Annotated in this window: 13 protein-coding genes; all 13 read left to right on the forward strand. The window is 53.2% G+C overall.

Translation table 11 applies throughout. The annotated features are described in order from the left end of the window. The first annotated feature begins 130 nt into the window (after positions 1-130). The 13 genes from FE784_RS18975 (at position 131) to FE784_RS19035 (ending at position 13,835) form a co-directional block, all read left to right on the forward strand. Entirely contained in the window at positions 131-2,908 is a 2,778-nt protein-coding gene (locus FE784_RS18975; RefSeq protein WP_246132090.1) for a S8 family serine peptidase, read from the forward strand. Positions 2,909-2,976: 68 nt separating this feature from the next. Next, a complete protein-coding gene (locus FE784_RS18980) occupies positions 2,977-3,228 on the forward strand; it encodes a DUF1146 family protein (RefSeq protein WP_139603796.1) in 252 nt (83 codons plus the stop codon). Positions 3,229-3,521: 293 nt separating this feature from the next. Next, positions 3,522-4,847 carry a UDP-N-acetylglucosamine 1-carboxyvinyltransferase gene (murA, locus tag FE784_RS18985; RefSeq protein WP_139603797.1) on the forward strand — a complete coding sequence of 442 codons (1,326 nt, stop codon included), beginning with the start codon at positions 3,522-3,524 and terminating at the stop codon, positions 4,845-4,847. A 203-nt stretch (positions 4,848-5,050) separates the two neighbouring features. Then, on the forward strand, positions 5,051-6,082 hold the full coding sequence (gene spoIID / locus FE784_RS18990) for a stage II sporulation protein D (RefSeq protein ID WP_139603798.1): 1,032 nt from the start codon (positions 5,051-5,053) through the stop codon (positions 6,080-6,082). Positions 6,083-6,274: 192 nt separating this feature from the next. After that, the gene (locus FE784_RS18995) at positions 6,275-6,910 is read left to right on the forward strand and encodes a peptidoglycan DD-metalloendopeptidase family protein (RefSeq protein WP_342779116.1); all 636 of its coding nucleotides are present in this window, start codon (positions 6,275-6,277) and stop codon (positions 6,908-6,910) included. A 171-nt stretch (positions 6,911-7,081) separates the two neighbouring features. After that, positions 7,082-7,369: a sporulation transcriptional regulator SpoIIID gene (gene spoIIID / locus FE784_RS19000; protein ID WP_139603800.1), complete on the forward strand. Its 288-nt coding sequence runs from the start codon at positions 7,082-7,084 to the stop codon at positions 7,367-7,369. A gap of 227 nt (positions 7,370-7,596) precedes the next feature. Then, on the forward strand, positions 7,597-8,598 hold the full coding sequence (gene mreB / locus FE784_RS19005) for a rod shape-determining protein (RefSeq protein WP_139603801.1): 1,002 nt from the start codon (positions 7,597-7,599) through the stop codon (positions 8,596-8,598). A gap of 122 nt (positions 8,599-8,720) precedes the next feature. Further along, positions 8,721-9,617, forward strand: coding sequence for a flagellar hook-basal body protein (locus tag FE784_RS19010; protein ID WP_139603802.1), 897 nt, complete (start codon positions 8,721-8,723; stop codon positions 9,615-9,617). Between the two features lie 12 nt (positions 9,618-9,629). Beyond that, a complete protein-coding gene (locus FE784_RS19015; protein WP_139603803.1) occupies positions 9,630-10,502 on the forward strand; it encodes a flagellar hook-basal body protein in 873 nt (290 codons plus the stop codon). Between the two features lie 23 nt (positions 10,503-10,525). After that, complete coding sequence (locus FE784_RS19020) at positions 10,526-10,780, forward strand: DNA-directed RNA polymerase subunit beta (RefSeq protein ID WP_139603804.1); 255 nt, start codon at positions 10,526-10,528, stop codon at positions 10,778-10,780. A 173-nt stretch (positions 10,781-10,953) separates the two neighbouring features. Further along, a complete protein-coding gene (locus FE784_RS19025; RefSeq protein WP_139603805.1) occupies positions 10,954-11,478 on the forward strand; it encodes a CDP-alcohol phosphatidyltransferase family protein in 525 nt (174 codons plus the stop codon). A gap of 167 nt (positions 11,479-11,645) precedes the next feature. Continuing rightward, positions 11,646-12,074: a 3-hydroxyacyl-ACP dehydratase FabZ gene (fabZ, locus tag FE784_RS19030; protein WP_139603806.1), complete on the forward strand. Its 429-nt coding sequence runs from the start codon at positions 11,646-11,648 to the stop codon at positions 12,072-12,074. Between the two features lie 51 nt (positions 12,075-12,125). Then, positions 12,126-13,835 (forward strand): phospho-sugar mutase, encoded by a 1,710-nt coding sequence (locus FE784_RS19035; protein ID WP_139603807.1) that lies wholly within the window; start codon positions 12,126-12,128, stop codon positions 13,833-13,835. Positions 13,836-13,934 lie beyond the last annotated feature (99 nt).

Genomic DNA, 13,934 nt, shown 5'->3' on the forward strand with positions numbered 1-13,934 from the left:
AAAAGTTCCAACAATCGTCGGTGGGCCTTTGGGCCCGATTTTGTTAAAATGGAAAGGAATGATGGAAAGTGTGACGAAATCTATAAGTTCGGGTATATAAAGATATGACACAAACTAAAGAGGATCTGCGATGCAAAACCAACGAAAGCGGTATGCGTGGATACTACTGATCACGATGATGTTGGCTGCGCTGGACATAGAGATTTGGCATAATTCCGCTGCCGCGAAGGGCGCGGATTCGGATAGTCGGACGATTACCGTTCCTCAGAAGGGGAGCGCGACTTGGATTGTGAAGTGGAGAAACGAGCCCGATCCGGAATTTATGGCTTCGAGCGTCATTGAGCGCGAATACGATCAGTCCCATACGGTCGTCGCTCGTCCGACGGACGGAAACGGTACCGTAGAATGGCTGTCTCGCTGGCAGCATTCTCCGCAAGTGCAATATATCGTTCCAAACAAGGAAATAAGCATTTCCGCTGCGGCTAACGATCCGTTTCTCGAAAAGCAATCTTACTTGTCGCAAACCCGCACGATTGAAGCTTGGAGTCAAATCGATCGGAATGAGTCGATTGTCATCGCGGTAGTCGATACCGGTGTGGATCTCGATCACCCGGATCTGAAAGGAAATCTCGTTCCGGGGGTCAATCTCGTTCAGCCGAATCTGCCGCCCAGAGACGATAACGGGCACGGCACCAATGTAGCCGGCGTGATCGCCGCGATCGGCAACAATAATAAAGGGATCGCCGGGATGCTTTGGAAGGCGGGAATTATGCCGATCAAGGCATTGGAGCCGAGCGGCCGGGGAGACGAAGACAAGCTTGGCGCGGGAATCCGATATGCGGTCGAACATGGAGCGAAAATCGTTGTGCTGTCCGTAGGGCTGCTGCGCAATGACTCCTATTTGCAAGAAATAGTCCAATATGCGGAGGATCAAAACGTGCTGCTCATTGCCGCGACCGGCAACGACGAAGGGCGAATTATCCGTTACCCTGCCGCTTATCCGACCGTGCTGGCAGTCGGAGGGATCAGAGAGGACAATACGGTCGAGGAACGGGCGAATTACGGTCCCGAGCTCGATTTGGTAGCTCCTTGGTCGGTATTCACGACAGCCGTCGGGGGAAAGTACGAGTACCGTGACGGTACATCGATGGCGGCCCCGCAGGTGGCCGCGGCGGCAGCGATGGTGTGGGCCAAGTACCCCGACATGAAAGCGCACGAGGTGCGGAATTTGCTGCGCCAGACGGCCGACGATATCGCCCAGCCGGGATGGGACGAGTATACGGGCTATGGGCTGCTGCGAGTCGATCGAGCTTTGAACGAGCTGTATAAAACGGATATGTACGAACCGAACGATCGTAGGGCCGACGCGAAGCCATACTCGATCGGACGAATGATTTCCGCTGAATTGACAGGCGGAGCGGATGTGGACTGGTTTCAAATCGATGTTCCCTACGACGGAACATTGAGCTTGCAGCTAAGGTCGGATTGGGCGGCTCCCTCTGCGGTGAAGCTGACGCATGCCGGAGGACCGGGCGTATTCGCATATCCGTTTACCCCTGGAACGACGCTCGAGCTCAAGGTCGCCAAAGGAGCCAACCAGATCGCGCTTCAATTTGAAGACGGCATGGAGCCGACGGCTTGGAAGTATCAACTGTCCAGCTCGTTCTCCATATATCGGGATCCGTTCGAGGATAACGATCGGCAGTACAAAGCATACAAGCTGCCCCCGCGCAGTCAGACCGTTGTCGGAACGTTCGATCACGAGGGTGACGAAGATTGGTATGCCATGACATTCGAGCAGTCGGGAGTCGTGACGGTCAAGGTTACGCCCGATACGAAACGGATCGATCCCGTTTTGACGGTGCAAAAGAAAGGCGAACGCGCGATTACGGTGGACGACAATGACGACGGGGATATGGAGTTGTATTCATTCGAAGTATTTCCGGGTACTTACTACTATCAAGTAGGAAAAACGATTCCAAGTCCGGCTATAGGCGAATATGCGTTGGAAATCCGATACGAGCCCCGATTTATCGATCCCAACGAACCGAACGACAGGTCCTATCAAGCGACGGTGATCAGTCCCGATACGATTTACGAGGGAGTGTTCGACCGGTCGGCGGACGTGGACTATTACAAGTTTACAATGACAGAACGCAATCTTGTCCAGCTGTCACTGAGAGACATACCGGGCAACGTCGACATCAGCGTCGCTTTGCAGAACAGCGGACTCGGTCCGATCGCGAAGCAGACGAATGCGGCGGGTGCCGAGCGGATCGAAATGTCCGTTCCGTTGGATCCGGGTACCTATTATATCCGTCTTGGCACCAATGAGGCCGTCCCTGACCGGATGTATAAGCTGCTCATCCACACGGACGTTCTGATCGGAGACTACGTAGATATTGCCGGACATTGGGCGCAGGATGAGATAGCCGATTTGGCGGGGATGAACATCGTAGAAGGATACGGCACATACAGGTTTTATCCGGATCGAACCATCACGCGCTCCGAAGCCGTTACTTTGATAGTGAAGGCTTTCGGATATACGAAAAAGAAAGATGTCGCTTTTCCCGACGTCCCTCCCAGCCACTGGGCATTCGAAAACGTAACGAAAGCGATACAAGCCGGTATCGTGCAAGGATATCCGGACGGGCGGTTTAATCCGGACGGTTCCTTGACCCGGGTCGAGATGGCGGTTCTATTCGCCAAGGCGATCGGAGTAGGCGGCAAATTGCGCGGTGACATCCCGTTTGCGGATATCGATTCCGACTATTGGGCGCTGCCGATATTGAAGCAAATGAATGCGGAGGGCTGGATTACCGGGTATGACGACGACACGTTTCGGCCGGATTCGCCTACTACGCGCGCAGAATTTGCTACTATGCTGCGCCGTGTCATCCGTCGATAAACGGTTGCCGGGAGCAGCGCCCCTTTCCAAAAGGGGCTCCATCAATCATTAGGAAAAAGGTGACGGACATGGACGCATCGGACGTACTGGATTATTCTATGGGCATGACGAGCCTCGTATCGATTACGGTAGCGCTCGTTTGCATCGGGCTGTCTTGGTGGGCGCTGCAGCAGTTTCGCTTCGATCTGTTCCTGAAGCAGCCGAAAAGCGCTCCCGCCAAAATGCTGCAGGTGCTGCTTTCGGTTGCACTCGGTTATGAAATAGCCCGGTTCATACTCGATTATTTCAATTGGTCGCGTATGCTGAAAGGAATGTTTTAGCTGTGCGGGGGCATTTGCCGAAAGATTGGATTTCTAGAATCGTTCCATGGAATAACATTGTCGGATGTTGTCAACAATGGTAATACAATGGACTGCAGGACTAACAACTTTTCGCAACAACGAAGCACCACGGTTCCAAAATGAAATGCGGTTACGAAACCTTTAGCTGGAGTGTGTCGGCAGCCACGATTTAACAGTTGTTATGGCGATGGCACGGATGCTAAACTGGACGTTGGGACTTTTCCCATGCTTCCAATGTCGATACCGCTCAACAAACGCGGAGGGGGAACAAGATGAGCAAAATAATCGTCCGCGGTGGCAAACGATTGTCGGGAAGGGTCAAAATCAGCGGAGCCAAAAATGCCGTGCTGCCGATCATAGCAGCGTCGCTTTTGGCGGTCGAAGGGGAAAGCGTCATACATGATGCGCCTCCTCTGGATGATGTGATGACCATCAGTCACGTATTGAAATCTTTGGGCGTACGCGTCCATTATCATAACGAGACGATTCGAGTGAACGCCGAACATATCTCGACCTGCGAAGCCCCGTATGAATGGGTGCGAAAGATGAGAGCTTCCTTTCTGGTGATGGGGCCTCTGCTCGCCCGCGAAGGCTATTCCCGCATCTCCTTGCCGGGAGGCTGCGCGATCGGCACTCGTCCGATCGATCAGCACTTGAAAGGCTTCGAAGCTCTGGGAGCGGAAATCGACCTGGGGCAAGGCTATATCGAGGCCAAAGTCAAGGGAAGGCTGAAGGGTGCCAAAATATATTTGGACGTAGCGAGCGTAGGTGCTACAGAAAACATCATGATGGCCGCGACATTGGCAAACGGAACTACGGTTATCGAGAATGCCGCGCGCGAACCGGAAATCGTCGATTTGGCCAACTATTTAAACGCGATGGGAGCCCGCATTCGCGGCGCCGGAACAGGCGTTATCCGGATCGATGGGGTCGAAAGCCTGAAAGGTACAGTACATACGGTAATACCGGACCGGATTGAAGCGGGAACCTTCATGATCGCGGCTGCCATTTCCGGCAGTACGTTATATATAGAAGGCGCGATTGCGGACCATCTGAGACCGGTCATATCCAAGCTTCAGGAAATGGGCGTCTCGATCGGGGAGGACGAGAACGGTCTTCTCGTCTCGATTGAAAAACCGCTGCGGGCCGTTGACGTGAAGACGCTGCCTTACCCCGGTTTCCCGACCGATATGCAGTCGCAAATGATGGCGCTGTTAACGGTGTCCGACGGAACGGGAATCGTGACGGAAACGGTTTTCGAGAACCGCTTCATGCATGTGGAGCAGTTTGGCAGTATGCAGGCCCAGATCAAGGTCGACGGTCGCACCGCTATCGTAAGCGGCAACGCCAAGCTGCGCGGCGCCAAAGTGTGCGCGACCGATCTGCGGGCGGGAGCGGCCCTTATACTGGCTGCGCTTGCCGCAGACGGAGAGACGGAAATTACCGGTACTCACCATATCGACCGGGGCTACGTGAATATTGAGCGGAAGCTGCGGGATTTGGGAGCCGATATTCGTCGTGTCGAGCCCGCGGAGGAAATGGAGCCGGTCACGAATCACGAAATGAAAATATTTACGGTACAGCCTACATGGGCGTAAGCAGGTTTCACCGCTTGGAGAAGAACCGGTATTCACTCTCGGAGTGATGCCGGTTCTTCTTTTTGGCGAGCACGATCTAAAGTTCTATCCTCTCTATTTCTCTCATAGGATAAAGGGAAGATTCGCTAGAGTATGAAGGAATGCGACCTTTGGAGCTGTTGCGGCATTGCTGCCGACAGTTTCTACCTATGATGGAGGAAACGATGAGAAACCGTATATCCGCCCAAGCCTGGCTGCCTGCCGCCACCGTCTTTGCCGCTTTGCTGATCGTCACCTTGCTTGTCCCGGGTATTCTAGTAAATCGGATGTCCGGAAGCAACTCTGCCGAACAGACCGTTTCGACCGGCAGCCAATTGCAGCAGCAACAGCAGCTGCTCATCCCTATTTATTTGACCCGAGAACAGCGAGTCGACCAAGTACCGCTCGAAACGTATGTCCGCAATGTGCTTGCCGCGGAGATGCCCACGCTGTTCGAGCTTGAAGCGCTAAAGGCGCAGGCGATCGCCTCCCGAACTTATATCGTGAAGCGGTGGCTTGATGGCGACTCCTCGCAGGTTCCGGTACAAGGGGCTATCGTGACCGATACGGTGGCACATCAGGCGTACGTGACGGAAGAACAGATGAAGCGCAATTGGGAGGGGGCCGACTATGCGACTCGTTTGGACAAGCTGAACCGGGCGGTTGACGAAACAAGCGGTATCGTCATTACGTACCAGCATAAACCGATCCAAGCCTCTTTCTTCTCGACAAGCAACGGATATACGGAAAATTCGGAAGAGTACTGGCGGGACTATATCCCTTATTTGCGCAGCGTGCCGAGTCCGTGGGATAAAGACCTATCTCCCAAATATACGGCTACGACGAAGCTAAGCTTGCAGGAGTTTGCCAAGCGCCTTGGCATCGGTTCGGTTCCTGTCTTGGCGAAGAGCGGCAGCCTGAAGGTGCTGTCGACGACGGCCGGCCATCGCATCAAGACGATTACCGTCGGCGGGAAAACATTTACGGGGCGTGAGGTTAGAGAGAAGCTGGAGCTCAATTCCTCTCAATTTACATGGAAGCTGAACGGGTCTTCTATCGAAATTACGACATTCGGCTATGGACACGGCGTAGGCATGAGCCAATGGGGCGCCAACGGGATGGCGAAGGAAGGGAAAAATGCGGAGGCGATTCTCAAATACTACTACCAGGGAGTGGAGCTGGAGAACGTGTCTTCGTTCGTCAAGCCGGGGGCTTAAGCGGGCTCCCGGGGGCAATCTCGCTTCGATACAATTATTCTATCACCTCACGTATAAAACCTATTGAACTGGCAACAATGGTGACTGAGGTGATATAACATGAGTGATCAAAACAAAGAAAAAGAGTTGCAAACCGAAAGTGCTCCAAAATCGACCGATGGAGCCGTAAAATCTTCCGGATGGAAACGACTGATGGCAAAAAAATGGGTATTCCCGGCGACTTACATGGCAGCAGCGGCAATTATCTTAACGTTAATGTGGGTCTACACGGATTCGGGCGTGAAGAATTTGTCCGAAGCCGAGTTGGGCCTCGACGTTGCCAAGACGCAAACCGTCACTGACGCCACGAACAAACCGGGAGCGCTCGCCGTAACAGCCAACGCCGAAACGATGCAATGGCCGGTGAAAGACCGCAACGAAGTTGAAGTGCTGATGCAGTTTTTTGACAGCAAGTCTTCCAATGAAGTTCGTCAAGCCGCGATGATCGAGTACGGTGACACGCTGACTCCGCACGTAGGCGTCGATTTCGCCCGTCAGGACGACAAGCCGTTCGACGTAATGGCCGCCATGAGCGGGAAAGTGACGAGAGTGGAGAAAGACCCGGTCGTCGGTCAACTGGTCGAAATTACGCACAACGACGGTACCGTCACGATCTACCAAAGCTTGTCCGACGTGAAGGTGGCCAAGGACGTAGACGTGAAGAAGGGCGATGTTATTGCGATCGCCGGGCGCAACGAGCTGGAGAAGGATATGGGATTGCATGTCCACTTCGAGGTTCGGCAAAATGGAGTTCCGGTAAATCCGGAATCGCTTATCGGCGAGAAATAAGCCGAACAAACCTTACATAGCAAGGCCAAAGCAGAGGGCGCGCCTTCTGCTTTTTTGTCTTTTTCGCAAAAATAATTGAACAGGCAAGCTTGTCAGGCTTGGAAACAAAGAATATATGGTCCTGCCCCTCATATACTGTACCAAACCAACTCGAGTAGGGAGGCGAGGGGCGTGCACGATTACATCAAAGAACGTACAATCAAGATCGGTCGCAGTCTTGTGGAGACCAGGCAAACGGTGCGCACGATTGCCAAGGAATTCGGAGTTTCGAAAAGCACGGTTCATAAAGATTTGACGGAGCGGCTGCCCGAGATCAATCCGGAGCTGGCCAACCAAGTAAAGCTGATTTTGGAATACCACAAGTCGATCCGGCATTTAAGAGGAGGAGAAGCCACGAAGGTCAAATACAAACGCACCCGTCAGCAAAAGCCCGCCGATCATCTGGTTACAGTCAGATAACCGGGCACCTCGCACCAGAACCTATACCCGTCCCTCTCCGTGAGGTGTTGACGCTGTACAGAAATCGGTTAAACTTTGAGCAAACCAGTGATGGAAAAAGAGGAGTTTTGAAAAAACTGTCGAATTAAGTATACTTATGTGTATGTAGGTATCGTACGGAACGTTCGTGCGCGACTGAAAAATCGCGACGCGGACATGGTTTCGTAATGTTCCCGGGAGGATGCAGGATGTTTAGCAAAGATATCGGAATCGATTTGGGTACGGCCAATGTTTTGATTCACGTCAAAGGGCGCGGCGTCGTGTTGGATGAACCGTCCGTCGTGGCGATCGAGAGCGAGACGAAACGGGTTCTCGCCGTTGGCGAGGAAGCCCACCGGATGGTCGGCCGTACGCCGGGCAATATTGTGGCAATTCGCCCTTTGAAGGACGGAGTCATTGCCGATTTTGAAATAACCGAACTCATGCTGAAGCACTTTATTTTGAAAATCGGTGGGAAACGTTGGTTCAGTCATCCGCGAATTCTGATCTGCGCGCCAGCCAACATCACTTCCGTGGAGCAAAAGGCGATTCGCGAAGCTGCGGAACGGAGCGGAGCGAGGGAAGTGTATTTGGAAGAGGAACCGAAAGCCGCGGCTATAGGGGCTGGAATGGACATATTCCAGCCTAGCGGCAACATGGTTGTCGATATTGGCGGAGGGACAACGGATGTCGCCGTATTGTCGATGGGCGACATCGTAACCTCCTCTTCCATTAAGATTGCGGGGGACAAGTTCGATGCCGCGATCATGAAATATATCAAATCGAAGTACAAGCTGTTGATCGGGGAACGTACGTCCGAGGATATCAAGCTGAAGATTGGAACGGTCTATTCCGATTTGCGCAAAGAGGAGATGGACATCCGCGGCCGGGATATGGTATCGGGCCTGCCGCTCACGGTGACCATTCGATCGGATGAAGTGAAGGAAGCGTTGTCTGAAAGCGTGGCGTCAATCGTTTCCGCGGCGAAAGTCGTACTTGAGCGTACTCCGCCGGAGCTGTCGGCCGATATTATCGATCGCGGCGTCATTTTGACCGGGGGCGGGGCATTGCTTCACGGCATCGACCAGCTGCTCGCCGACGAATTGAAGGTTCCCGTGCTAATCGCCGAGAATCCGATGAGCTGCGTCGTGCGCGGCACAGGCATCATGTTGGATAATCTGGATAAAGTATCCAAGAAAAAATTCGGGTAACCGTACCGATATATAAGGTAAGAGGAGTTTAGCCTCTGCTTACATAGCCGCTTTTTCGGAGAAAAAGCTCAGTATATGCTTACGTAGAGACTTTTCTTACGAAAAGTTCCAGGAGGTTTCCCATGCTAAGAGGACTGTATACCGCCACAGCCGGCATGCTGTCGCAGCAGCGCAAGCACGACACGATAACAAACAATATCGCGAACATCAACACGCCCGGATTCAAGCAGAGCCGAGCGGTTTCCCGTTCATTCCCGGAAATGCTGATCGAGCTGCTGGAAGGGAAGCCGGGGATGGAAGTGGCGAACAGAGGCAGACTGAACACGGGTGTTTTGGCGGAAGAAGCGTTAACGGTCAATGTCCAAGGAGAAATCCGCGAAACGGCCAATCCGTTCGATTTCGCTATCGTTTCCGATATTCAAGTGGACGGGCTCCGGTTCGACGGGGGCAAGACGATTACGGCGGACGGACAGCGCATATTCCAGCCCCAAGCCTTTTTCACGGTAGCTGCCGGAGATGACGTGGAACGGTATACGCGTAACGGCAAATTCAGCGTTAATGAGCTGGGCGAGCTTGTCACGGCGGAAGGATTCCGCGTTCTCGGGGACAATCGGCAGCCGATCGTGCTGCTCGATCCGGCGACCCAAATTCCGATCACCCACGTGACGGTCAACAAATACGGACAACTGCTCGATTCCATGAACGGACAAGCTCTCCTCGATGCGGCGGGAAACCCGATCCGGCTGCTGATCTCCCGGGTCGACAATCCGGTCCGGATGATCCCTGAAGGGACGGGGTTGTTCCGTTTGGAGCCGGACGACGAAGGGACGGTTGCGCAGGTAGCCGTCGCCGACAACGTTGAAGTGAAGCAGGGCTTCGTGGAAACCTCCAACGTCGATCCGACTCAGGCTATGGTAGACATTATGACAGCGACGCGGATGTATGAGGCCAACCAGAAAGTAATCCAAGCGTACGATAAAAGCATGGAAAAAGCCGTGAACGAAATCGGAAGAGTGTAAGAGGGGTAACGCATGAACCATTCGATGATCAATTCGCTCGTCTCCATGCAAGGTCTTCAGCAGAAGCTGGACATTGTCGCGAACAATATGGCCAACATCAATACGACAGGCTTTAAGCGGAAAGAAGCTACATTCCACGATGTATTGACGACGACGATGAGGCAGCCTGATACGTTCCAGCAAGTCGGACGGTTGTCGCCGCTCGGGTTGACCCAAGGTTGGGGAGCCAAGCTTAGCCAGATTCAGACGCTGATGGCCCAAGGGTCGCTCCAGCAGACCGATTTGCCGACCGATTTGGCAATCGAAGGCGATGCATTGTTCGAAATAACCATTCCTTCCGTAGACGAGAATGGACAAGCCGGGCAGCGGACCGCATGGACGCGCGATGGGGCTTTCTCTTTGAAGGCGCAGCCGGGGGACTTGGAAAACGTCTATTTGACTACACAGGAAGGTCATCTCGTTATGGGAACGGACGACCAGCCGATTCGCGTTCCCAACTATCACCGGATCCAGGTTAATGCCGACGGGACCGTTGTGGCATACAACAATCTTCTGCCGGATCAGCCGCCCGTACAAGCTGGAAGTCTCAAGCTCGTTCAAGTCGTGCGTCCCCAATTGATGCAGAACATAGGCGATAACATGTATACGATTCCGGATGCGATCGATCCCGCGCTCGGTGAAGTGCTGCGGGTAGTAGCTTTTGACGGAGCGAATCCGGAAGCGGCGAAGGTGAAGGTGCAGCAAGGATTTTTGGAGCAATCCAACGTCAACCTGACAGAAGAAATGACGGAGCTGATGCTGACACAAAGGGCGTTCCAATTGAACGCCAAAGCGCTGACTTCAGCCGACAACATGATGTCTTTGGCCAATTCACTCCGCGGCTAATTCGACGTTCGAGGAGGCCCGTAATGAATGATAAAGAAACCAGTGTCCGTCCTAAACCGCAAGGACAGGCCAAAGCGAAAAACAAACCCAAGCTGAGACGGCGATGGGTTCGGATATTGATTTGGCTGCTCAGAACGCTGCTCGTCCCGGTATTGTGCCTCGTGGCTCTTCTCGGCGGCTTATGGCTCGGGTACGTGTATATCGGCGGCAAAGATGGGGCGGACGTTTGGGAATGGAGTACGTGGAAGCATTTGTTCGATCTTGTCTTTGCCAGCTAACAACTAAGTGACTTTACCATCAAGTCGAGCTTATATGCGGTCATGCTACTTTGACAATCCGACAATCGCTATCACGGCAACTCCCTGAACTCCCCGGATCGGGGAGTTTTATTTTTGAGGTAACAACGGTATAATGGATAGGTGTGGAAGTACAATCCGGGGGAGCGAAACGGGTGAACTTGCCAAATCTTTTAACGCTATGTCGATTTGGGTTGATCCCGATCTACGTCGTCTTTTTCACTACAAACCAACTCAAGACGGCTTTTTTGATCGTCGTATTGGCAGGGGTTACCGATGTATTGGATGGCTATTTGGCCCGCAAGCGGGGACAAATTACGCAAGTGGGCGCCATGCTCGATCCGCTTGCCGACAAGTGCATGATGCTGACCGTCATTATTTCGCTGCTGGTGTCCGGGATGATCCCCTGGATGGTGGCGGTAGCCATGTTTATTCGCGACGCAGGCATGATTATCGGTTCCGCATTTTTTCACTTCCGCGGCAAACAGACGGTTCCGGCCAACAGTTTGGGCAAGCTGACGACGGTATTGTATTATTTTGCCTTTTTGTTTATTTTTTTCGATTTTTCGTTTGCGATTGCCTATCTCTGGTTCGTAGTCGGCGTTTCGTTCGTTACGTCCATTATTTACATCATCCTGTTTCTGGCTTTAAACCGGAAAAACGATACGCTCAGTCAATAAGATTTTACTGAAATATAAAAAGGAGCATATGTATAGGACTATATCGGAGTCCTTCCACCTATGCTCCCTTATATCAACCTTCACTACTGCAGGTCGTGAAGGGACATCCACTAGTTTAAGTTAATTCGCATTATTTTATGCAGGTGACGTGGAAGGGGCCGAAGTCAATGATGGATAGTAAGCAAATACAGGAAACGATACCGCATCGGTATCCGTTTTTGCTCGTGGATCGCATTCTGGAGGTGCAGGAGGGAGTACGCGCCGTCGGCTTGAAAAACGTGACGATCAATGAACCGTTTTTTGTCGGTCATTTTCCCGGCTATCCGGTTATGCCCGGCGTATTGATCGCCGAAGCGCTCGCCCAAGTGGCGGCCGTGGCCATGCTCAGCTCGGAAGCGAACCGGGGCAAAATCGGACTGCTCGCCGGTATCGACGAGTTCCGTTTCCGCGATCAAGTCAGACCTGGGGATACGCTTATACTCGAGATGGAAATTACCCGGATGAAAGGCACGATCGGCAAAGGACGCGGAGTGGCCAAGGTCGGGGAGAAGGTTGTTGCCGAAGGCGAGCTCATGTTCGCGTTGGCGAATCCGTAAGTTGCAAGGGTGAAATTAAGCCTATCACTATGAGATTGGGAGAGATGAGCGTTGAGTCTTGAGCGTGCGTTGGCGCAATACGAGCTTTGGCTGAAGGATCCTTTGATCGACGAAGAAACGAAACACGAGCTTGCGTCCCTGCAAACCAATGATAAAGAGCTGGAAGACCGATTTTACCGCGATCTCGAATTCGGAACCGGCGGGCTGCGCGGCGTAATCGGCGCGGGTACGAACCGGATGAACCGGTATACGGTAGCCAAAGCGACGCAGGGCTTGGCGCAATTTATAAAGAAGCAGGCTCAAGGACGGCCGTCATCAGTCGCCATCGCTTACGACTCGCGCAACCAGTCGCCGGAGTTCGCCCTCGAGGCCGCCTTGGTGTTGGCAGGCAACGGCGTGAAAGCTTACGTGTTCGAGTCGCTTCGTCCGACTCCCGAGCTTTCTTTCGCCGTACGTCATTTGGGCTGCGCGGGGGGCATCGTCGTAACGGCGAGCCATAACCCGCCCGAATATAATGGATACAAGGTGTACGGAAACGACGGCGGCCAGCTCGTGCCGCATGACGCCGAGCAAGTGCTGGCGGAAATCTACACGGTTGATAAGCTGTCCGGGATTAAGCGGCTGGAGCGAAGCGCTGCGGAAGCACAGGAGCTGCTGCAATGGATCGGTTCCGAAGTCGACGAGGCTTTCGTAAATGCGGTATCGGGAGTCAGCTTGCATCCGGATACGGTGAAGAGGATGAGCGATCGGTTTAATATTTTATTCACCCCACTGCATGGAGCCGGAAACTTGTCCGTGCGCAACGTACTCGAACGGATCGGATTCGACAACGTGCACGTCGTTCCGGAGCAGGAAAAGCCTGACGCGAATTTCTCGACGGTGAAATCTCCGAATCCGGAGGAGCGGGAAGCGTTTACGCTCGCGCTCGGTATGGCCAAAGAAACGAAAGCCGATATTATTATCGGAACGGACCCCGACTGCGATCGGATGGGTGCGGTCGTACAGAACGATCAAGGCGACTTTATCGTGCTGAACGGCAATCAGTCCGGAGCCATTATGGCGTATTATGTTTTGGATAGCTTGAAGCAGCGCGGCGAGCTTCCGGACAACGGGGTATTGATCAAAACGATCGTAACGAGCGAGATGGGTGCGGTTATTGCCCGTAGCTTCGGTGTCAGCACGATCAACACGTTGACCGGCTTCAAATATATCGGCGAGAAAATGACCGAGTTCGAGAAAACGGGCGAGTACCGCTTTTTATTCGGATACGAGGAAAGCTACGGATATTTGGCGGGCACCTATTGCCGCGATAAGGATGCGGTGCTCGCTTCGATGCTGATATGCGAAGCGGCCGCCTACTATAAGAGTCAAGACAAAACGCTTTATGACGTTCTGCAGGAGCTGTACGGCAAATACGGTTATTTCCGGGAGCAGCTGGAATCGCGCACGATGAAGGGCAAGGACGGCTTGGAACAAATCAAAGGGATCATGGAAGACTGGCGCAACAATGCTCCGGCTTCGGTGGCGGGCATACAGGTCGTCGGCGTGCAGGATTACTCGAAAGGAATAGACGGTCTACCTGTCGAAAACGTCCTGAAGTACACGCTTGCGGACGATTCGTGGTTTTGCCTTCGTCCTTCGGGCACGGAGCCCAAAATCAAAATGTACTTCGCCGTTCGCGGATCTTCCGTAGAGGATGCGGGAGAGCGTCTGGAACAGCTGCGGGTTTCGGTCATGTCCCGGGTCGATCAAATTCAATAACGGATACGTTGCCTCTTTGACCGCGTGTCGTCTCGCACGAGCCCGTGCCGCCGATGCGAAGTCAAAGAGGTTTTCCGGGTTTTCACCAGGCTTTGAACA

The sequence above is a fragment of the Paenibacillus hemerocallicola genome, from assembly GCF_006265175.1.
In the GTDB taxonomy this organism is placed as follows: Bacteria; Bacillota; Bacilli; order Paenibacillales; family NBRC-103111; genus Paenibacillus_AB; species Paenibacillus_AB hemerocallicola.

What these genes read in the sequence shown, in the direction of transcription:
- FE784_RS18975 (WP_246132090.1), top strand. Translation starts at nt 131, where the DNA reads ATGCAAAACCAACGAAAGCGGTATGCGTGGATACTACTGATCACGATG.
- FE784_RS18980 (WP_139603796.1), top strand. Translation starts at nt 2,977, where the DNA reads ATGGACGCATCGGACGTACTGGATTATTCTATGGGCATGACGAGCCTC.
- murA (WP_139603797.1), top strand. Translation starts at nt 3,522, where the DNA reads ATGAGCAAAATAATCGTCCGCGGTGGCAAACGATTGTCGGGAAGGGTC.
- spoIID (WP_139603798.1), top strand. Translation starts at nt 5,051, where the DNA reads ATGAGAAACCGTATATCCGCCCAAGCCTGGCTGCCTGCCGCCACCGTC.
- FE784_RS18995 (WP_342779116.1), top strand. Translation starts at nt 6,275, where the DNA reads ATGGCAAAAAAATGGGTATTCCCGGCGACTTACATGGCAGCAGCGGCA.
- mreB (WP_139603801.1), top strand. Translation starts at nt 7,597, where the DNA reads ATGTTTAGCAAAGATATCGGAATCGATTTGGGTACGGCCAATGTTTTG.
- FE784_RS19010 (WP_139603802.1), top strand. Translation starts at nt 8,721, where the DNA reads ATGCTAAGAGGACTGTATACCGCCACAGCCGGCATGCTGTCGCAGCAG.
- FE784_RS19015 (WP_139603803.1), top strand. Translation starts at nt 9,630, where the DNA reads ATGAACCATTCGATGATCAATTCGCTCGTCTCCATGCAAGGTCTTCAG.
- FE784_RS19020 (WP_139603804.1), top strand. Translation starts at nt 10,526, where the DNA reads ATGAATGATAAAGAAACCAGTGTCCGTCCTAAACCGCAAGGACAGGCC.
- fabZ (WP_139603806.1), top strand. Translation starts at nt 11,646, where the DNA reads ATGATGGATAGTAAGCAAATACAGGAAACGATACCGCATCGGTATCCG.